The sequence below is a fragment of the Amycolatopsis sp. WQ 127309 genome, from assembly GCF_023023025.1.
Classification (GTDB): Bacteria; Actinomycetota; Actinomycetes; order Mycobacteriales; family Pseudonocardiaceae; genus Amycolatopsis.
In genome coordinates, this window is record NZ_CP095481.1 from 8,949,225 (window position 1) to 8,966,866 (window position 17,642).

The following is a 17,642-nucleotide window of genomic DNA, read 5'->3' on the forward strand; positions in this document are numbered from 1 at the left end:
CCAAGTGTGCCAGGTACCGGCGCGGACGCCAGCACCCACCCGCCGGTACGGGCCGCTCAGTCCTGCGCGAACGGCGCCGATCCGCCCTGGTCGGGGCGCCCCGGGTGGTCGGCGGGGGGCACCAGACCGAGGTGTTCCCACGCGGTCGCGGTGGCGACCCGGCCACGCGGGGTGCGGGCGAGCATACCGGCGCGCACGAGGTAGGGCTCACACACCTCTTCCACGGTGGTCGCCTCCTCCCCCACGGCGACCGCCAGGGTCGAGATGCCGACCGGACCGCCGCCGAACGACTTGGTCAGCGCGGTGAGCACCGCCCGGTCGAGCCGGTCGAGGCCCAGCTCGTCGACGTCGTAGACGGCCAGCGCGGCCCGGGCGATCCCGACCGTCACCTTGCCGTCGGCGCGGACCTCGGCGTAGTCGCGGACGCGCCGGAGCAGCCGGTTGGCGATCCGGGGCGTGCCCCGCGAGCGGCCGGCGATCTCCTGGCAGCCGTCGCGGTCGATCGGGATGTCGAGGATCGTCGCGGCCCGCCGGACAATCAGCTCCAGCTCGGTGTCGCTGTAGAACTCCATCTGGCCGGTGAAGCCGAACCGGTCGCGCAGCGGGCCGGTCAGCGAGCCGGACCGGGTGGTCGCCCCGACCAGCGTGAACGGTGCGATCTCCAGCGGGATGCTCGTGGCGCCCGGGCCCTTGCCGACCACGACGTCGACCCGGAAGTCCTCCATCGCCAGGTAGAGCATCTCCTCGGCGGGGCGGGCGATCCGGTGGATCTCGTCGATGAACAGGACGTCGCCGGGCGCGAGGTTGGACAGCATCGCGGCGAGGTCGCCGGCCCGTTCCAGGGCCGGCCCGGAGGTGATCCTGAGCGCCGCGCCCAGCTCGGCCGCGACGATCATCGCCATCGACGTCTTGCCCAGCCCGGGCGGGCCGGACAGCAGGACGTGGTCGGGCGGCACCCCGCGGCGCCGCGCGCTCTCCAGCACCAGTTCCAGCTGCTCGCGCACGCGCGGCTGGCCGACGAACTCGTCGAGCCGCCGGGGCCGCAGCGTGCCCTCGACGTTCTCCTCGCCGGTCTGGGCCCACGCCGAGAGGGCGTCGTCCTCTTCCTCGGTCACGGCGTCATGGTCCATCAAGGCGTCCTACCGCTTCCGGCCGAGGGTGGTCAGCGAAGCGCGCAGCACGCTGGCCGTCGTGTGGTCGTCGCCGTCGGCGAGCACCTTGTCCACGGCCAGCTCGGCCTGCTTCGCCGGGAACCCGAGCCCGGCCAGCGCCTCGACGACCTCCGCGCGCAACGCGCCGGGTGCCGTCACGGCCGGCGCGTCGCCGGAGCCGAGCGCGGTGACCTTGTCGCGCAGCTCCAGGGTGAGCCGCTCGGCGCCCTTGCGGCCGATGCCGGGCACCGAGGTGAGCACGGTGATGTTGCCTTCGACCAGCGCGCCGCGCAGCTTGCCGGGGTCGAGTACGGCGAGGGTGGCCAGCGCGAGCCGCGGCCCGATCCCGGACACCGTCTGCAGCAGCCCGAACAGCTCCCGCGCGTCGACGTCGGCGAACCCGAACAGCGTCAGCGAGTCCTCGCGCACGACCAGGGCGGTGTGCAGCCGGGTTTCCTCGCCGCGGCGCAGGGTGGCCAGGGTCGCCGGGGTGGCCTGCACGGCGAAGCCGACCCCGCCGACCTCGACCACGACGTGGTCCAGGGCGACCGACAGGACTTCTCCGCGTACCGACGAGATCATCGTGCTGCTCCAGGCTTCTTCACGGCGGGCTGCACCGCCGGCTTCTTGACGGTGGCTTGTTTCGCGGCCGCGGCCAGCCGCAGTTTGTGCGTGCGGGCCATCTCGGCCGCGCGGGCTTCGGCCTCGGCGAGGCGGGCCCGCATCGGCTCCCGCCACAGGTGGCAGATGGCGAGCGCGAGCGCGTCCGCGGCGTCGGCGGGGTGCGGCGCGACCTCGAGGTTCAGCAGCCGCATGACCATGGCCGTGACCTGGGCCTTGTCCGCCCGGCCCGAGCCGCTGACGGCCGCCTTGACCTCGCTGGGGGTGTGGAACACGACCGGCAGGCCCCGGCGCGCGGCGGCCAGCGCGACGACACCGCCGGCCTGGGCGGTGCCCATCGCGGTCCGGACGTTGTGCTGCGCGAAGACCCGTTCGACGGCGACCGCGGCCGGCTTGTACTTGTCCAGCCAGCGCTCGACCTCGTCGGAGATGCCGAGCAGGCGGTGCGCCAGATCCGCGTCGGGCGGCGTCCGCACGACGTCCACGGCCACGCACCGGACGGCCCGGCCCTTGCCGCCGTCGACCACGCCCAGCCCGCACCTGGTCAATCCGGGGTCGACCCCGAGCACCCGCACGCCGTTTCCCTCCCGCCGCGAACATCAGTTCGAGCCTGAGGCTACTGGGCACGGCTGCGGCAGGATGGCTGACATGCCGGAGCCATCGGATTTCGTCACCCACCTGGGCCTGCGGCCGCTGCCCGTCGAAGGCGGGCGGTGGGCGCAGAGCTGGCGCTCCGCCGCCGGCTCGGCGATCTACTACCTGCTCGTCGCGCCGGAGTTCTCCGCGCCGCACCGGCTGGACCGGGTGGAGGTCTACGCGCACCACGCGGGCGCGCCGGCGGCGATGCTGCTGCTCCACCCGGACGGCACGGTCGAGCGGCCGGTGCTCGGCACCGACGTCGCGGCCGGGGAACGCCCGCAGGTCGTGGTGCCCGCGGGGACGTGGCAGGCGACGGTCACGAGCGGCGCGTGGAGCCTGCTGGGCACGGTCGTGGTGCCGCCCTACACGGACGACTGCGTGGAGTTCGCCGCGGCGGCCGATCTCGCGGTGGAGTACCCGGCCGCGGCCGCCGACCTGCGGAAGTTCTGACTCAGGGGCCGTCGACGCCCGGGGTCCAGCTCTCCGGGTCGCCGCTCTCGGTGAGCACGAGCTGCCACTTCGCGAAGCCCTCGGGCGCGTCGGGGTGCCACGGGAACTTGCCCTCCGGTGTGGCGACGATCAGCTGCAGGGCCGGGAAGTCGCCGTCCGGGTAGATGAGGAACGCCGTGCCGAAGTACTCGGGGTAGTGGCCCTTGGCGACCCGCTCGAGGACCACCGGGACGCCGTCGAAGAAGTTGTCGTAGCGCTGGCCGACCTCGAAGATCTCGCCGTTGGCGGCCCGGTCGACGTACGCGTCGAGCAGGACCTGGCCCATCTGGTCGGGCAGCCCGACGACGACGGCCTCGGGCACGTTGTGCAGCGCCCACGCGCAGGCGGTGAAGCAGTAGCCGGCGCCCTCGTCGTCCCCCGCGACCGTGACGACGGCGTTGCCGCGTTCCTTGGCCTGCGTCTCGATCCATTCGACCAGGCGCTGTTCGTCCGCCGTCAGGTCGGCGGCGATTTCGGCGGAGGCGGCGGGCGTCGTCGAGGTCACGGCCCACATTGTGCCCGACGAGCCCGCCGCAGCCCAGCACCCGGGCCCCGAATGTCGCCGGATCGGGCCGGGATGCGTTGCGGGGCAAGGGAAAAGAAATGCGCCGCGAGTATCACCCGCGGCGCATTTCTTTCGCTGTCGCCGGTCAGTCGACCTCGGCCAGCACCTCGTCCGAAACATCGAAGTTCGCGTAGACGTTCTGGACGTCGTCGCAGTCCTCGAGCGCGTCGATCAGCCGGAAGACCTTCTTCGCGCCTTCCACGTCCAGGGGGACGCTGACCGACGGGAGGAACGTCAGCTCCGCCGACTCGTACTCGAACCCGGCCTCCTGCAGCGACTTGCGCACCGGGACCAGGTCGCCGCCCTCGGAGACGATCTCGAAGGTCTCGTCGAGGTCGTTGACCTCCTCGGCACCCGCGTCGAGGACCGCCATGAGGACGTCGTCCTCCGTGGCGTCGGCCTTCGGCATGATCACGACACCCTTGCGGGTGAACATGTACGCGACCGAGCCCGGGTCGGCGAGGGAGCCGCCGTTGCGCGTGAGCGCGGTGCGGACCTCCATCGCGGCGCGGTTCTTGTTGTCGGTGAGGCACTCGATCAGCACCGCCACGCCGTTGGGGCCGTAACCCTCGTACGTGATGTTCTGCCAGTCGGCGCCGCCGGCCTCTTCACCACCACCGCGCTTGCGGGCGCGCTCGATGTTGTCCTGCGGAACCGAGTTCTTCTTCGCCTTCTGGATGGCGTCGTAGAGCGTGGGGTTGCCGTCCGGGTCGCCACCACCGGTGCCGGTCCGCGCGGCCACCTCGATGTTCTTGATCAACCGAGCGAAGAGCTTGCCGCGCTTCGCGTCCAGGTTGGCCTTCTTGTGTTTCGTGGTGGCCCACTTGGAGTGGCCGCTCATCTCTCCTCCATCTGTTCCGTACCCCGGCCGGGCACCGCGTCTCAAGCAGCCTTGCGCACGAGGTCGACGAACAACCGGTGCACCCGCACGTCGGGCGTCAGTTCCGGGTGGAACGCGGTCGCCAGCACCGCCCCTTGCCGGACCGCGACGATCCTAGCGGCCTCGTCTCCCAGACCGGGCACGCCGCTGACCGTGGCCAGCACCTCGACGCCGTCACCGGCCTTCTCGACCCACGGGGCCCGGATGAACACCGCGTGCACGCCGCCGCCGTCGACCCCGGCGAAGTCCAGGTCGGCTTCGAAGGAGTCGACCTGCCTGCCGAAGGCGTTGCGCCGGACGACCACGTCGAGGCCGCCGAGCTGCTGCTGGTCCGGCCGCCCGTCGAGGGTCTGCCGCGCGAGCAGGATCATCCCGGCGCACGACCCGAACGCGGGCAGCCCGCCGGCGATCCGCGCGCGCAGCGGTTCCAGCAGCTCGAACGTCTCGAGCAGCCGCGACATCGTGGTCGACTCGCCGCCGGGCAGCACCAAACCGTCCACTTCGGACAATTCAGCGGCCCGGCGCACCGGCACCGCCCGCGCGCCCGCTTCTTCCAGCATCGCGACGTGCTCGCGCACGGCGCCCTGCAGGGCGAGCACACCGACGACCGGCTTCGACGACACCCAACCTCCCGAAAGACCCTTCCCGCCAGCCTAGACGCAGACCCGCCGCGGCGGAGCGGCAGGTCAGCCCGCACGCAGACCCGGAACGCCCCGATGTGGCGTTGGGTGCGCTCAACGCACCGAACGCCACATTGGGTGCGTCTGACGCACCCAACGCCACATTGGGGCGCCGGCGACCCGGCAACAGCGCCGCACGATCGGTGGTCAGGGGACGCCGGCGAGGCGCAGCAGCGCGGCCGTCGCGGCGGCCGCGATGACGACCACCACGAACGGGGCCTTGCGCCAGGCCAGCACTCCCCCGACCAGCACCCCGGCCGGCCGGGCGAAGCCCGCGAACGAGTGCCCCTCGGTCAGGGCGCTCACCGCGACCAGCGCCGCGAGCAGCACGACCGCGCCGAGCACCATCAGCCGTTCGGCGCGCGGCGACAGTTTCACCCGCTCGCGCAGCAGCGGTCCGGCGAGCCGGAAGGCGTAGGTGCCCACGGCCAGCACGATCGTGCCGATGAGCAGTTCGGTGCCGTCCATCAGCAGGCCTCCTGCGGCTCGGGTTCCGGCTCGGGCTGGGGCTTGGGCTCGCGCGCCGCGGCCCCGGCGAGCACGCCGACCAGGGCGAGCAGCACCGGCAGGCCCGCGGGCAGGAACGGCGTCGCGACCAGGGCGGCGACCACGCCGAGCAGCACCGGCAGCCGGGCCGCCTTGTCACGCAGGGACGGCAGGACGAGCGCCAGCAGCACGGCGGGGAACGCCGCGTCCAGCCCGAAGACGTCGGTGTCGCTGATCGCCGACCCGGCGAACGCACCGACCAGCACGCCGGCGTTCCAGCAGACGAAGATCCCCAGCCCGCAGGCCCAGTAGGCCGCGCGGCGGCGCCGGACCTCGTCCTGAGCCAGCGCGAACGCCACCGTCTCGTCGCTCATCAGGTGGCTGCCGGCCAGCCGCGCGCCCCACCGCTTTCCGAAGACGTCGCCGATCGCGAACCCGAACGGCAGGTGCCGCGTGTTGACGAGCAGCCCGGCCAGCACGGCGGCGAACGGGTTGCCGCCGGCGGCCACGATGCCGACGAACATGAACTGCGACGCCCCCGCGAAGACCAGCAGGGACATCACCATCGGCGCCCAGACCGGGAAGCCGGAACCCACCGCGATCGCGCCGTAGGACACCCCCACGAGACAATCGGCCAGGCAGACCAGGCCGATGTCCCGGGCGAGGGCCCGATCGAGTGTTCGCCATATCGAACGCATGTGTTCTATAGTGAACAGACGCACCCGTGTTCGTCAAGGCGAACAGACAGACCGATGGAGCGAACGGCATGTCGCAGGAAACCACCGGCGCGCCGCTGGAGATCATCGCGGCGTCGCTGCGCCGCGAACGGAACCGAGCGGGCCTGTCCCTGACCGAGGTGGCGCGCCGCGCCGGCCTGGCCAAGTCGACGCTCTCACAGCTGGAGTCCGGCACCGGCAACCCGAGCGTCGAGACGCTGTGGGCGCTCGGCGTCGCGCTCGACGTGCCGTTCTCACGGCTGGTGGAGCCGGAACGGCCGAAGGTCCGGGTGATCCGGGCCGGCAACGGGCCCACGGTGTTCGCCGAACACGCCGACTACGCGTGCACGCTGCTGTCCGCGTGTCCCCCGTCGGCCCGCCGGGACATCTACGTGATCCGCGGCGAGCCGGGCACGCCGCGGCGGTCCGACCCGCACATGACCGGCGTGATGGAGCACATCGTGCTGTGCGCGGGACGCGCCAGGGTGGGCCCGCAGGAGGAGCCGGAGGAACTGCTCCCCGGCGACTACATCTCCTACCCCGGCGACGTCCCGCACCTGTTCGAAGCCCTCGAGCCGGGTACTTACGGCGTCGAGATCTCCGAATACCTCTAGGAGGTCACCAGCCGCGGTCGGCGAGGCGGTGGGGCTCCGGGATCTCTTCCACGTTGATGCCGACCATGGCCTCGCCCAGCCCGCGCGAGACCTTCGCCAGCACGTCGGGGTCGTCGTGGAACGTCGTGGCCTTGACGATCGCCTCGGCGCGCTGGGCCGGGTTGCCGGACTTGAAGATGCCGGAGCCGACGAACACGCCCTCGGCGCCGAGCTGCATCATCATCGCGGCGTCGGCCGGGGTGGCGATGCCGCCCGCGGTGAAGAGCACCACCGGCAGGTTGCCGTTCGCGGCGACCTCCTTGACCAGCTCGTACGGCGCCTGCAGCTCCTTCGCCGCGACGAACAGCTCGTCCTCCGGCAGCGACGTCAGCTTGCGGATCTCGCCGCGGATCTTGCGCATGTGCGTGGTGGCGTTCGAGACGTCGCCGGTGCCGGCCTCACCCTTGGAGCGGATCATCGCCGCGCCCTCGGTGATCCGGCGCAGGGCCTCGCCGAGGTTGGTCGCGCCGCAGACGAAGGGGACGGTGAACGCCCACTTGTCGATGTGGTTGGCGTAGTCGGCCGGGGTCAGCACCTCGGACTCGTCCACGTAGTCGACGCCCAGGGACTGCAGCACCTGCGCCTCGACGAAGTGGCCGATGCGGGCCTTCGCCATGACCGGGATCGAGACGGTCTCGATGATGGCGTCGATCAGGTCCGGGTCGCTCATCCGCGCGACGCCGCCCTGGGCGCGGATGTCGGCGGGCACGCGCTCGAGCGCCATCACCGCGACCGCGCCGGCGTCTTCGGCGATCTTCGCCTGCTCGGCGGTGACCACGTCCATGATCACGCCGCCCTTGAGCATCTCGGCCATGCCGCGCTTCACCTTGGCGGTGCCGGTGACCGACTGGACGGAGCCGTTCTGGGGGGTGGTCTGCTGCTCGGGCACGACGAGGCCTTTCGACACGAGATCGGGTGGTTGCCAGTCCGAGCGTAGGTCGGCGGTGGCCTCTTCAGGCAGGCCAGTACACGGGTATCTCAGCAGTCCACTTCGCCCGCGCCCGCGACCAGGACCTCGGCCGCCCGGGTGCGGGTGTAGAGCACGTGACGTCCGGCACGGTGCCCGCTGACCAGGCCCGCGGCCTTGAGGACACCGAGGTGCTGCGACACCGCCCCGGCGCTCAGCCGGGTGCGGCGGGCCAGCTCCGAAGTGGACGCCGGCGCGGCCAGCTCGGCCAGCAGCATCGCCCGGCCGCGGCCCACCACGGCGGCCAGCGCGCCCGGCGCGACGGCGGTGCCGGTCTCCCACAGCGTCGCGATCCCGCGCGGCGGGTACCGCAGCACCGGCTGCCAGCGCGGGTCGGTCTTGGAGAACACCCGCGGCCAGACGAACGCCGAGGGCACCAGCACCAGGCCGCGCCCGTCGAGCGGGACGGCGGCGTGCAGGTGCCGGTGCGCCACCGTGAGCGTGCCGCCCTGCCAGCGGACCATCGGCGTGAGGTCGTTGAACAGCTCGGCCGCGCCGCCGCGGGCCAGCAGCCGGGACCGGTGCAGCACGTCCGCCTCGAGCAGGGCGCGGATCCGCGGCCACTCCGGGGCCAGCACGAGGTCCCAGTACCGCTCCATCAGCGTCGCGAGCCGGTCGAGGCCCGCCTCCGGGTCGCGGTGGAAGCGGTTCAACGCGAGCGAGCGCGGCCCGGCCATCGCGTCCAGCTCCCGCCGGACGAAGCGGGCGGGCACGTCGCGCAGGTCGGCGAGCTCGTCGGCCAGCTCCGGCACCGGCGTCGAGGGCGTGCCCGCCAGGAAGCCCGGGAGGTGCCGGAGCGGCACCAGCTCGCGCAGGAGCGAGATGTCCAGCCCGGCCTCGCCGAGAGCCGCGGTGGCCCGCTTGACCCACGGCAGGTGCAGGGCGTGCTCCCCCGGCTGGTTCAGGACGCGGACGCTCGCCACGATCTCCCACGCGGGCGAGAACGCGAACCGGGTGTGGGCCAGGTCCTCTGTGGAGAATGCCAGGTCGAGCACGCTGCCTCCTGCCGCCGGAACGGCTCCAGGTTAGAGCGCTCCCTTGTGGACAGTCGAGCGGGGCTCGGAAAGTCCTTGCGGGAAAGCGAAAATTCCTCGCGGGTCATACTTCCGGGCGACCGCGCGCAGCCGCGGCAGGTTCGGCCCGTAGTACGCCACCGGCCAGTCCGGCAGCTCCGGGTCGAGGTAGTTGACGTACCCGGTGGTGCCGAACTCCGGCCCCAGCCCGTCCCGCACGGCCGCCAGCGACCGCCGGGCCCCGGCCTCGCCGCCCTCGCCCGGTTCGGCGCTGTGCAGGAACTGCAGGCTCGCCAGCGCGTGCCGGTGCGGGAACGCCGTGTCCCGGACGCCGACGCGCGCGATGGCGCCGCCGCCGGCGTCGATGATGGTGTCGACGCCCGGGTCCCGGATCAGCACGTCGACGACCGCGGCCGGGTCGGCGGCCGGCCGCGTGAGCATCCGCGACGTCCCGACGTAGGCCGCCCGGGCGGCGACCGCGCCGGGCCGGGCCTCCCGGTCGTCGAACGAGCGCATCGCGGACAGGTGGTCCGCGGTCCGCCGCCGCTGCTCGGCCGGTGGCGTGCCGACCCGGCGGATCAGGTCGTCGAGCAGCTCCTTCAACCGGGTCTCGGGGCCGAGGAACGTGCCACCGAGGTTCGCGTGGTCGTCGCCGAGGCCCATCCCGGACCACAGCTCGTCCGGCACCGCCGGCTGCCACTCCTGCCAGGCGGCGAACAGCGCGGCCTGCGTGCCCACCGGGAAGGACAGCTGGAAGGTGGCGACGTCGGTGATCGGCACGGTCCGGAACGTGAACGCGGTGACGATCCCGAAGTTGCCGCCGCCTCCGCCGCGCAGCGCCCAGAACAGGTCCGGCTCCGACGCCGCCGAGACCGTGCGGGCCCGGCCGTCCGCCGTGACGATCCGCGCGGCCTCCAGGTGATCGCACGTCAGGCCGTACCTCCGGTCCAGCACCCCGACGCCGCCGCCGAGGGCGAGCCCGGCGATGCCGACCGTGTCGCAGCTGCCCGCGGGCAGCACCCGGCCGGCCGCGGCGAGCGTCGTGGCGATCGGCCCCAGCCGCGCCCCGGCGCCGATCACCGCGCGGCCGCCGGGGCGGACCTCGATGCCCGCCAACCGGCTCAGGTCGACCACGATCCCGCCGTCCACAGTGGAATAGCCGGGATAGCTGTGGCCGCCGCTGCGCGCCGCGATCGGCAGGTCGTGCCCGGCCGCGAAGCCCACCGCGGCCTGGACGTCCTCGATCCGCGTCGCGCCGACGACGGCCGCCGGGACGCGGTGGTCGTACATCGTGAAGTAGCCCTGCTTCGCCTCCGGGTAGCCCGGATCGCCCGGCCGGAACAGCGGTCCGGCCAGTTTCCGCCGGAGCCGGTCCCATTCGTCTCCTGGCAGCCCGCCGGCCAGACCGGCCACCGGAACCGCCCCCGAAATCCGCAGAAAAGTCCGCCTGTTCACCGTCATCGAAACTCCCCCTGCCCCGCTCCCCCGGGCATTCGGCTGGTCCCGGGACCCGCGCCTTGCCGTGACCAGGGTAGCGGGTGTGTGATCGAGGACACATCTCGTACACTCGCCGTTCGCCGAGGAGCCGTCATGGCCGACCGACAAGCCAAGAACGCCGACACCGGGGCCGCCGTCGCTGTGAACGACCCCGCCAAGGTCCGCAACGTGGTGCTCGTCGGCCCGTCGGGCTCGGGGAAGACGACCCTCACCGAGGCTCTGCTGGCCGCGTCCGGCACGGTGTCGCGCGCCGGCTCGGTGGTCGACGGGACGACGGTGTGCGACCACGACCCGGCGGCAGTCCGCCAGCAGCGTTCGGTCGGGCTTTCGGTGGCCCCGGTGCTGCACCAGGGCCACAAGATCAACCTGATCGACACCCCCGGGTACGCGGACTTCGTGGGCGAATTGCGGGCCGGGCTGCGCGCGGCCGACGCGGCGCTGTTCGTCGTCTGCGCGGCCGAAGGGGTCGACGCGGCGACCGTCGCGGTGTGGGAGGAGTGCGCCGCCGTCGGCATGCCGCGCGCGGTCGTCGTCTCCCGCCTCGACCACCACCGGGCCGACCCGATGGCCGAGATCGCCGCCTGCCAGGCCGCCTTCGGCGCCGGCGTGCTGCCGCTCTACCTGCCCGCGGCCGACGGCCTCGTCGGGCTCATCACCCAGCGGTACTTCGACTACTCCGGCGGGCATCCGCCGAAGCTCGGCGAACCCGACCCGGCCGACCTCGAACGGCTGGCCGAGGCCCGCAACGAGCTCATCGAAGGGATCATCGCCGAGAGCGAAGACGAAACCCTGATGGAGCGCTACCTCGGCGGCGAGGAGATCGCCGAGGAGACGCTGATCGCCGACCTCGAGACGGCCGTCGCGCGCGGCACCTTCCACCCGGTCATCCCGGTCTGCTCGACCACCGGCACCGGCCTGGCCGAGGTGCTGGACGGGATCGTCCGGGCGTTCCCCTCCCCGCTCGAGCACGCCCCGCCCGACGTCACCACGCCCGGCGGCGACCCGCACGCCGGGCTGACCGCCGACCCCGCGGGCCCCCTCGCCGCGGAGGTCGTCCGGACGGCCGTCGACTCCTACGTCGGCCGCGTCTCCCTCGTCCGGGTGTTCTCCGGGACGCTGCGGCCCGAGCGGCCGGTGCACGTGTCCGGGCACGGCCTCGCCGAGCGCGGGCACGAGGACCACGACGCCGACGAGCGCGTCGCGCACCTCTACTCCCCGCTCGGCGCGAACCTGCGCGAGGTGCCCTACTGCGTCGCGGGCGACCTCTGCGCGCTGACGAAGGTCGGTTCGGCGGAGACCGGCGACACCGTGTCGTCCCCCGAAGAGCCGTTGCTGATGGAACCCTGGACGATGCCGGAGCCGTTGCTGCCGGTGGCCGTCGTCGCCAAGACCCGCAGCGACGAGGACACCCTCGCCCGCAACCTGTCCCGGCTCGTCGCCGGCGACCCGACACTGCGGCTGGACCGCAACGCCGAGACCGCCCAGCTGGTGCTGTGGTGCATGGGCGAGGCGCACTCCGACGTCGTGCTGTCCCGGCTGCGCGCGGGCGGCGCGGACGTCGGCACCGAGCCGGTGAAGGTCAGCCTGCGCTCGACGTTCGGCAAGCTCGCCAAGGGCCACGGCCGGCACGTGAAGCAGTCCGGCGGCCACGGCCAGTTCGCCGTCTGCGACATCGAGGTCGAGCCGCTGCCGCGCGGCGGCGGGTTCCAGTTCGTCGACAAGGTCGTCGGCGGCTCGGTGCCGCACCAGTTCATCCCGAGCGTGGAGAAGGGCGTGCGGGCCCAGCTGCAGCGCGGGCTCGGCGACGGGCACCCGGTGGTCGACATCAAGGTGACGCTCGTCGACGGGAAGGCGCACAGCGTCGACTCATCCGATGCGGCGTTCCAGACGGCCGGGGCGCTGGCCCTGCGGGAGGCCGCGGCGAACGGGCACATCACGATGCTCGAGCCCCTGGAGGAGGTGGCGATCCGGCTGCCGGACGAGCACCTCGGCACGGTGCTCGGCGACCTGTCGTCCCGCCGGGGCCGGGTGCTGGGCACGGAAGCCGGCGACGGCGGCCGGACGATGATCAAGGCCGAGGTCCCGGCGACCGAGCTGCTGCGCTACCTCATCGACCTGCGCTCGATGACCTCGGGCACGGCGACGTTCAGCCGCCACCACGCCCGCTTCGAGCCGATGCCGGAAGGCATGGCGGTCCACTAGCCGGGTCTCGCGTGATCAGAGCCGTATCTCGCGTGAACAGGCCCGTAACTCGCGTGATCCGGCGCGGTACGGCTCCGATCACGCGAGTTACGGCTCTGATCACGCGAGGTACGGAAAGCAGGCCGGGTCGCGGGGTTAGCGGGTGAAGTCGAAGCCGCCCGGGCGGTTGTTGCGGTCGGCCAGCAGGCCGGCGAGCGTGGCGATCGCGATCTCCGGAGGCGTGCGCGAGCCGATGTTCAGTCCGACCGGGCGGTGCACCCGGGCGATCTCGGCGTCCGGCACGCCGAGGCCGCGCAGCGCGGCCAGGTGCGGGCCGGGGTGGCGCGGGTTGCCGAGCACGCCGATCCACCGCGGCTTCTCCTCCAGCGCCGCCTTGAGCACCGCGCCGAGCTCTGGCCGGTGGTGGTCGGTGACGACGACGTCGGCGGAGGAGTCGAGCGGCGGGAACGTCGTCGCGGCCTCGAACCCGTCCGGGACGTCGGTCGCGCGCGCCGCGTCCGGGTCGACCAGCGCGACGTGGAACCCGAGGTCCCGCGCGAACTTCAGCAGGTACCGGGACACGGGCGAGGCGAAGACGGCGACGAGCGTCCGCACGCCGGAGTCCGGTTCGGCGGCGCCGTGGGCGACTTCGCAGGCCTCGGGTTCACTCATCCCGCCATTGTGCCCCCGCTCAGCGCACTTCCTCGCCCAGCGAGACGCGGAACTGGTACGTGTCCGTCTTGCCCTTGATCAGCACCAGGTACCCGCCGGCCACGCGCAGCACCGTCCGGCCCTGCGGCGACCACGGGCGCGCCGGCCGGTGCTGCTTGGCCAGCAGGTACGCCTCGTCCTCCGCGCTCTCGCGGTCGGGGTAGCGCTCCGCCTCCGCGACCGACCAGCCCCGGGCGTCCCCGGCGCCACCCTGCTCTTCGATGACGACCCACCAAATGGAACTCATGCCCTTCCGACGCGCCTGGGCGCGCGAAGGTTTCAGATCTCTTCGCCCACGGTCAGCCGGAAGTGGAACGTCGAGGTGCGGCCGTCGACGATCACCAGGTAGCCGCCCGCGACCCGCAGCACCCACCGCGACTTCTCCGACCACGGGTAGACCGGCTGGTACTCACGCGCGAGCCGCAGGGCCTCGGCTTCCGCGGTCTCCCGGTCGGTGTACGGGAAAGTGTCCGACAGCGACCAGCTCCGGCCGTCACCCGACCCGCGCTGCTCCTCGACGACGACCCACCAGCTCACGGCGTCAGACCTCCGGCTCGGCGAACTCGAAGTACTCCGGCACCGGCGCGGTCCCGGCCAGCCGGAAGTACCGGACCTTCCTCCGGCGCCGCAGCCGCAGGGTGTCGCGGACGGCGTCGTTGTGGACGCGCCGCGCGATGATCACCCGGTGCTCGGCGTCGGTCAGCTCCTCGGCCAGCTCGGGCAGCAGGCCCGCCCGGTCGACGCGGCTCAGCTCCCGGGTCAGCTCGTTCTCCTCGGTCTCGCGGTCGGGCCGGGGCGCCGCTTCGGCGCGTTCGGCCGACGTCCGCAGCTCGGCGTCGCCCAGCACCACGGCGACCGCCCGGGCCACCACCGCGCGGCGGGCCAGCGCCGCGTCGAGGGCCGCCCAGCCCGCGTCCATCCGGACGTGCAGCCGGTCGAGCCGGTTCGCCGTCGCCACCAGGAACAGCCCGCCGAGCACGACGATCACCGCGAGCACCGGCAGCAGCCAGCCGAGCACGCTCACCGGGCGAACTCCCGCTCCGGCGCCGCGACGCGCCGCGGGTCGGCGGCGACGGCCGTCTCGTAGACCCGCAGCACCTGCGTGGCCACCACGGACCAGTCGAACATGGTGACGCGCTCCCCCGCCGCCGCGGCCAGCGACGCCCGGCGCGCGGGGTCGCCGAGCAGCTCGCGCAGCCCGTCGGCCAGCGCGCCCGGGTCGCCGGTCTCGACGAGCATCCCGGCCCGGCCGTCGTCGAGCACCCGGCGGAACGAGTCGAGGCCGCTCGCCAGCACCGGCGTGCCCGCGGCCATCGCCTCGGTGAGGATCATCCCGAAGCTCTCGCCGCCGGTGTTGGGCGCGCAGTAGACGTCGACGCTGCGCAGGGCCTGGGCCTTGACCGCGTCGGTGGCCTGGCCGAGCAGCTCCAGGTGCGGCGCCAGCTCGGGACCGGCGTCGCGGCGCAGCTGGTCATCGTCGCCGCGGCCGACGACCACCAGCCGCAGGTCCTCGAACTCCGGCAGGATCCGCCGCAGCGCCTCCAGCAGCACGCCCATGCCCTTGCGGGGCTCGCCGAACCGGCCGACGAACCCGACCGTGCCGCCGGCCCGCGGGTAGCCCGGCAACGGCGTCGCTGAGGAGAAGAACTCGACGTCGACGCCATTGGGAACCTCGACGGCGTCACCGCCCGCGTGCTCCACCTGGACCCGGCGGGCCAGCGCGGACACCGCGATCCGCGCGGTGATCTTCTCCAGCAGCGGCCGCAGCACGGGCTGGAACGCCGAGAGCGTGCGCGACCGGGTCGTCGCGGTGTGGAAGGTCGCGACGATCGGGCCGTCGGCGATGAGCAGCGCCAGCAGCGACAGGCTCGGCGCGGCGGGCTCGTGCAGGTGCAGGACGTCGAAGTCGCCTTCGCGGATCCAGCGCCGCACGCGGGCGTAGGACACCGGGCCGAACTGGAGCCGGGCGACCGAGCCGTTGTACCGGATCCCGAGGGCCTTGCCGGCCGGGTGCACGAACCCGGGCAGGTCCGCGTCGTCGTCGGCGGGCGCGAGCACGGACACCTGGTGCCCGCGGGAGATCAGCGCCTTCGTCAGGTCGATCACGTGCCCCTGGACGCCGCCGGGCACGTCGAAGGAGTACGGGCACACGATCCCGATCCGCATCGGTCGCGCGGTCACGGCTCAGCTCGCTTCTTCGAGGCTGCCCGGCTCGGCGGCCTCCATGTCCGCGGGCCAGAACTTCTGCACCATGTGCCAGTCGGCGGGGTGCGCGGCGATGTCGCCGGCGAAGATGTCGGCCAGCGCCTGCGTCGCGGCCGGGACCTCGGCCCGCGCGGTGACGCGGATGCGCGGGTGCAGCCGGACCTGCCAGCCGTCCTCGGTGAACCAGCAGCCCGCCGGGATCAGCGCGGCCCCGGTCGTCGCGGCCAGCCGCGCTGGGCCGCCGGGCATCCGGGCCGGCTCGCCGAAGAACTTCACGGGGATGCCGTTGTCGGTCAGGTCGCGGTCGCCCACCAGGCAGACGGCCTTGTTCTCGCGCAGCCGCTTGAGCAGCACGCGCATCGCGGAGCTGTCGCCGGTCAGCGGGACGATCTCGAACCCGAGCGACTCGCGGTAGGAGGCGAACCGGCGGTAGAGCGACTCGGGCTTCAGGCGCTCGGCGACGGTCGTGAACCCGCCGAGGTAGTCGGCCAGCCAGACGCCGGCGATGTCCCAGTTGCCGCTGTGCGGCAGCGCCATCACGGCGCCGTTGCCCTCGGCGAGGGCCGCGTCGAGGTTCTCGACGCCGGTGATCGAGGCCGCGACCTTGCCGCTGACCTGCTTCTGGTCCATCGACGGCAGCCGGAACGTCTCGTGCCAGTAGCGGGCGTACGAGCGCATCGCGCGCCGGGTCAGCTCGTCCAGCTCGGCCGGGTCGGCCTGCGGCACCACGCGGGCGAGGTTCGTGCGCAGCTGCCGCACGCCCCCGGCGTCGCGGCGGACGGCGAGGTCAGCCCCCAGCGAGAACACGGTGCCGCCGAACCCGGCGGGCAGCCAGCCGGCCAGCCGCCACGCGGCGGCGTACCCGAACTCGCTGAGCCTGCCGGAGAGCTTGCTCATACCGGCTGCTCCCCGGCGGCGGCCTCACGGGCCGCTTTCGCCACGCCGGCGAAGCGCTGCAGCAGCGTGATGACCGAGAGCACGGCCAGCAGCCAGAGCGAGATGTCCACGGTCCACGGCACGCCGAGGCCGTGCAACCCGGTGCCGACCAGCGCGATGATGAGCCGCTCGGCGCGTTCGACGAGACCGCCGTCGACCGGCAGGCCGGACGCGTCGGCGCGGGCCTTGACGTAGGAGATGACCTGGGCCAGCACCAGGCACAGCAGGGCCGCCGCGGCGGCGGGGTGGTTGTCGTCGACCACGAAGCACCACCAGGCGATGGCGGCGAACAGCGCGCCGTCGACCAGCCTGTCGCAGGTGGCGTCGAGCACCGCGCCGAACGGGGTGCCGTAGCCGCGGGCCCGGGCCATGGCGCCGTCGAGCAGGTCGAGCATGGCGAAGCCCCACACCGTGAACGTGCCCCACAGCAGGAAGCCGTTCGGGAAGAAGACGAGGGCACAGGCGATCGCGCCGGCGGTGCCGAGCACGGTCATCGCGTTCGGGGTCAGCCCGGCGCGGACCAGCGCCTGGCCGATCGGATCGGTGACGCGGGAAACGGAGGCACGCGCGAAGATATTGAGCATCGGTTCGTCTGAGGCACCTGGCTACGAGGGTCGGGTGGGCGATGGCAGCCTATCGACCCGCCCCGGTGAACCCGACGCGCCGCCCCGCGTCAGCCCGATTTCGGCAGCCGGACGACCTCGCCCGGGTACTCGCGAGCTTCTTCGGCGGCCTGCGCCGCGGCGCATTTCGGCGACAGCCCGTTGCGGATCGCGGCGCTGATCTCGCCCAGCGCGGCCACCTGCTCCGGCGTCAGCGGGTCGAACAGGCTCTCGCGGACGGCCTCGACGTGTCCGGGGGCCGCCGCTTCGAGGGCGGCGAAGCCTTCCTTCGTCAGGACAGCCCACGCGCCGCGCTTGTCGGTCGGGCAGGCCTCGCGGCGGACCCAGCCGTTGGCCTCCAGGCGCGCGACGGCGTGCGAGAGCCGGCTGCGCGACGCCTGGCGCGCGTCGGCGAGCTCACTCATCCGCAGCCGGCGGCCGGGCGCCTCCGACAGCGAGACGAGCACCTCGTAGTAGGTGTGGGGCATGCCCGAGTCGTGCTGGAGCTGAGCCTCGAGGTGCGCGCTGAGCATGCGCGTGGCCAGGTTGAATTCACGCCAGACGCGCTGTTCGTCGTCACTGAGCCATCGAGTATCGGACATACCCCCAGCATACCCCTGGTTGAACCCTCAACCAGGGGTTGCCGGTTA

At 73.1% G+C, this 17,642-nt stretch carries 22 protein-coding genes; 3 read left to right on the forward strand and 19 right to left on the reverse strand.

The window, feature by feature from the left end; genetic code table 11:
* Window positions 1-56: 56 nt before the first annotated feature.
* From ruvB to ruvC, 3 genes are read right to left on the reverse strand one after another with little or no spacing between them, the layout of a single operon-like run.
* A complete protein-coding gene (ruvB, locus tag MUY22_RS39365; RefSeq protein WP_247052262.1) occupies window positions 57-1,130 on the reverse strand; it encodes a Holliday junction branch migration DNA helicase RuvB in 1,074 nt (357 codons plus the stop codon).
* A 9-nt stretch (window positions 1,131-1,139) separates the two neighbouring features.
* Window positions 1,140-1,733, reverse strand: coding sequence for a Holliday junction branch migration protein RuvA (ruvA, locus tag MUY22_RS39370; protein ID WP_247052263.1), 594 nt, complete (start codon window positions 1,731-1,733; stop codon window positions 1,140-1,142).
* The gene (gene ruvC / locus MUY22_RS39375) at window positions 1,730-2,347 is read right to left on the reverse strand and encodes a crossover junction endodeoxyribonuclease RuvC (RefSeq protein ID WP_247052264.1); all 618 of its coding nucleotides are present in this window, start codon (window positions 2,345-2,347) and stop codon (window positions 1,730-1,732) included. Before ruvC ends, ruvA begins: the two co-directional genes overlap by 4 nt.
* A 73-nt stretch (window positions 2,348-2,420) precedes the next feature.
* Between ruvC and MUY22_RS39380 the strand changes: the two genes are divergently transcribed.
* Window positions 2,421-2,861, forward strand: coding sequence for a cupin domain-containing protein (locus tag MUY22_RS39380; protein ID WP_247052265.1), 441 nt, complete (start codon window positions 2,421-2,423; stop codon window positions 2,859-2,861).
* Between the two features lies 1 nt (window position 2,862).
* Here the strand turns inward: MUY22_RS39380 and MUY22_RS39385 are convergent, their stop codons facing one another.
* The 5 genes from MUY22_RS39385 to MUY22_RS39405 all read right to left on the reverse strand — a co-directional run bounded on the left by MUY22_RS39385 (window position 2,863) and on the right by MUY22_RS39405 (window position 6,209).
* Entirely contained in the window at window positions 2,863-3,414 is a 552-nt protein-coding gene (locus MUY22_RS39385; protein ID WP_247052266.1) for a DUF4262 domain-containing protein, read from the reverse strand.
* Between the two features lie 136 nt (window positions 3,415-3,550).
* Window positions 3,551-4,306: a YebC/PmpR family DNA-binding transcriptional regulator gene (locus MUY22_RS39390; protein WP_247052267.1), complete on the reverse strand. Its 756-nt coding sequence runs from the start codon at window positions 4,304-4,306 to the stop codon at window positions 3,551-3,553.
* A gap of 41 nt (window positions 4,307-4,347) precedes the next feature.
* Entirely contained in the window at window positions 4,348-4,968 is a 621-nt protein-coding gene (gene pdxT, locus MUY22_RS39395; protein WP_256474869.1) for a pyridoxal 5'-phosphate synthase glutaminase subunit PdxT, read from the reverse strand.
* A gap of 204 nt (window positions 4,969-5,172) precedes the next feature.
* The gene (locus tag MUY22_RS39400) at window positions 5,173-5,493 is read right to left on the reverse strand and encodes an AzlD domain-containing protein (RefSeq protein ID WP_247052268.1); all 321 of its coding nucleotides are present in this window, start codon (window positions 5,491-5,493) and stop codon (window positions 5,173-5,175) included.
* Window positions 5,493-6,209, reverse strand: coding sequence for an AzlC family ABC transporter permease (locus MUY22_RS39405; protein ID WP_247052269.1), 717 nt, complete (start codon window positions 6,207-6,209; stop codon window positions 5,493-5,495). Before MUY22_RS39405 ends, MUY22_RS39400 begins: the two co-directional genes overlap by 1 nt.
* Window positions 6,210-6,277: 68 nt before the next feature.
* Here MUY22_RS39405 and MUY22_RS39410 point away from each other — a divergent pair, with 68 nt between their 5' ends.
* Complete coding sequence (locus tag MUY22_RS39410; RefSeq protein WP_247052270.1) at window positions 6,278-6,841, forward strand: helix-turn-helix domain-containing protein; 564 nt, start codon at window positions 6,278-6,280, stop codon at window positions 6,839-6,841.
* A gap of 4 nt (window positions 6,842-6,845) precedes the next feature.
* Here MUY22_RS39410 and pdxS read toward each other — a convergent pair whose 3' ends face one another.
* The 3 genes from pdxS to MUY22_RS39425 all read right to left on the reverse strand — a co-directional run bounded on the left by pdxS (window position 6,846) and on the right by MUY22_RS39425 (window position 10,321).
* A complete protein-coding gene (gene pdxS / locus MUY22_RS39415; protein ID WP_256474872.1) occupies window positions 6,846-7,769 on the reverse strand; it encodes a pyridoxal 5'-phosphate synthase lyase subunit PdxS in 924 nt (307 codons plus the stop codon).
* 89 nt (window positions 7,770-7,858) lie between these two features.
* Window positions 7,859-8,842 carry a DUF5937 family protein gene (locus MUY22_RS39420; RefSeq protein WP_247052271.1) on the reverse strand — a complete coding sequence of 328 codons (984 nt, stop codon included), beginning with the start codon at window positions 8,840-8,842 and terminating at the stop codon, window positions 7,859-7,861.
* Between the two features lie 30 nt (window positions 8,843-8,872).
* Window positions 8,873-10,321, reverse strand: coding sequence for an FAD-binding oxidoreductase (locus MUY22_RS39425; RefSeq protein ID WP_247052272.1), 1,449 nt, complete (start codon window positions 10,319-10,321; stop codon window positions 8,873-8,875).
* Window positions 10,322-10,450: 129 nt separating this feature from the next.
* On the opposite strand from MUY22_RS39425, the gene MUY22_RS39430 reads away from it, so the two are divergent.
* Window positions 10,451-12,559 carry an elongation factor G-like protein EF-G2 gene (locus tag MUY22_RS39430; RefSeq protein WP_247052273.1) on the forward strand — a complete coding sequence of 703 codons (2,109 nt, stop codon included), beginning with the start codon at window positions 10,451-10,453 and terminating at the stop codon, window positions 12,557-12,559.
* Between the two features lie 135 nt (window positions 12,560-12,694).
* On the opposite strand, the gene MUY22_RS39435 is transcribed toward MUY22_RS39430, so the two are convergent.
* The 8 genes from MUY22_RS39435 to MUY22_RS39470 form a co-directional block, all read right to left on the reverse strand.
* The gene (locus tag MUY22_RS39435) at window positions 12,695-13,210 is read right to left on the reverse strand and encodes an XdhC family protein (RefSeq protein ID WP_247052274.1); all 516 of its coding nucleotides are present in this window, start codon (window positions 13,208-13,210) and stop codon (window positions 12,695-12,697) included.
* Between the two features lie 19 nt (window positions 13,211-13,229).
* Window positions 13,230-13,496: a hypothetical protein gene (locus MUY22_RS39440; RefSeq protein WP_247052275.1), complete on the reverse strand. Its 267-nt coding sequence runs from the start codon at window positions 13,494-13,496 to the stop codon at window positions 13,230-13,232.
* Window positions 13,497-13,528: 32 nt separating this feature from the next.
* Window positions 13,529-13,786 carry a hypothetical protein gene (locus tag MUY22_RS39445; protein ID WP_247052276.1) on the reverse strand — a complete coding sequence of 86 codons (258 nt, stop codon included), beginning with the start codon at window positions 13,784-13,786 and terminating at the stop codon, window positions 13,529-13,531.
* A 4-nt stretch (window positions 13,787-13,790) separates the two neighbouring features.
* Complete coding sequence (locus MUY22_RS39450; RefSeq protein WP_247052277.1) at window positions 13,791-14,273, reverse strand: NUDIX hydrolase; 483 nt, start codon at window positions 14,271-14,273, stop codon at window positions 13,791-13,793.
* Window positions 14,270-15,415: a glycosyltransferase family 4 protein gene (locus tag MUY22_RS39455; RefSeq protein ID WP_247064355.1), complete on the reverse strand. Its 1,146-nt coding sequence runs from the start codon at window positions 15,413-15,415 to the stop codon at window positions 14,270-14,272. The genes MUY22_RS39450 and MUY22_RS39455 overlap by 4 nt, the downstream gene beginning before the upstream one ends.
* A gap of 18 nt (window positions 15,416-15,433) precedes the next feature.
* Window positions 15,434-16,351 carry a phosphatidylinositol mannoside acyltransferase gene (locus MUY22_RS39460; RefSeq protein ID WP_247052278.1) on the reverse strand — a complete coding sequence of 306 codons (918 nt, stop codon included), beginning with the start codon at window positions 16,349-16,351 and terminating at the stop codon, window positions 15,434-15,436.
* Entirely contained in the window at window positions 16,348-16,974 is a 627-nt protein-coding gene (gene pgsA / locus MUY22_RS39465; RefSeq protein ID WP_247052279.1) for a phosphatidylinositol phosphate synthase, read from the reverse strand. The genes MUY22_RS39460 and pgsA overlap by 4 nt, the downstream gene beginning before the upstream one ends.
* Before the next feature lie 89 nt (window positions 16,975-17,063).
* Window positions 17,064-17,594 (reverse strand): MarR family winged helix-turn-helix transcriptional regulator, encoded by a 531-nt coding sequence (locus MUY22_RS39470; RefSeq protein WP_247052280.1) that lies wholly within the window; start codon window positions 17,592-17,594, stop codon window positions 17,064-17,066.
* Window positions 17,595-17,642 lie beyond the last annotated feature (48 nt).

Coding starts and splice junctions, on each gene's coding strand:
- ruvB (WP_247052262.1), bottom strand. CDS start 1,130: ATGGACCATGACGCCGTGACCGAGGAAGAGGACGACGCCCTCTCGGCG.
- ruvA (WP_247052263.1), bottom strand. CDS start 1,733: ATGATCTCGTCGGTACGCGGAGAAGTCCTGTCGGTCGCCCTGGACCAC.
- MUY22_RS39380 (WP_247052265.1), top strand. CDS start 2,421: ATGCCGGAGCCATCGGATTTCGTCACCCACCTGGGCCTGCGGCCGCTG.
- MUY22_RS39385 (WP_247052266.1), bottom strand. CDS start 3,414: ATGTGGGCCGTGACCTCGACGACGCCCGCCGCCTCCGCCGAAATCGCC.
- MUY22_RS39390 (WP_247052267.1), bottom strand. CDS start 4,306: ATGAGCGGCCACTCCAAGTGGGCCACCACGAAACACAAGAAGGCCAAC.
- MUY22_RS39400 (WP_247052268.1), bottom strand. CDS start 5,493: ATGGACGGCACCGAACTGCTCATCGGCACGATCGTGCTGGCCGTGGGC.
- MUY22_RS39405 (WP_247052269.1), bottom strand. CDS start 6,209: ATGCGTTCGATATGGCGAACACTCGATCGGGCCCTCGCCCGGGACATC.
- MUY22_RS39410 (WP_247052270.1), top strand. CDS start 6,278: ATGTCGCAGGAAACCACCGGCGCGCCGCTGGAGATCATCGCGGCGTCG.
- MUY22_RS39425 (WP_247052272.1), bottom strand. CDS start 10,321: ATGACGGTGAACAGGCGGACTTTTCTGCGGATTTCGGGGGCGGTTCCG.
- MUY22_RS39430 (WP_247052273.1), top strand. CDS start 10,451: ATGGCCGACCGACAAGCCAAGAACGCCGACACCGGGGCCGCCGTCGCT.
- MUY22_RS39435 (WP_247052274.1), bottom strand. CDS start 13,210: ATGAGTGAACCCGAGGCCTGCGAAGTCGCCCACGGCGCCGCCGAACCG.
- MUY22_RS39440 (WP_247052275.1), bottom strand. CDS start 13,496: ATGAGTTCCATTTGGTGGGTCGTCATCGAAGAGCAGGGTGGCGCCGGG.
- MUY22_RS39455 (WP_247064355.1), bottom strand. CDS start 15,415: ATGCGGATCGGGATCGTGTGCCCGTACTCCTTCGACGTGCCCGGCGGC.
- MUY22_RS39460 (WP_247052278.1), bottom strand. CDS start 16,351: ATGAGCAAGCTCTCCGGCAGGCTCAGCGAGTTCGGGTACGCCGCCGCG.
- pgsA (WP_247052279.1), bottom strand. CDS start 16,974: ATGCTCAATATCTTCGCGCGTGCCTCCGTTTCCCGCGTCACCGATCCG.
- MUY22_RS39470 (WP_247052280.1), bottom strand. CDS start 17,594: ATGTCCGATACTCGATGGCTCAGTGACGACGAACAGCGCGTCTGGCGT.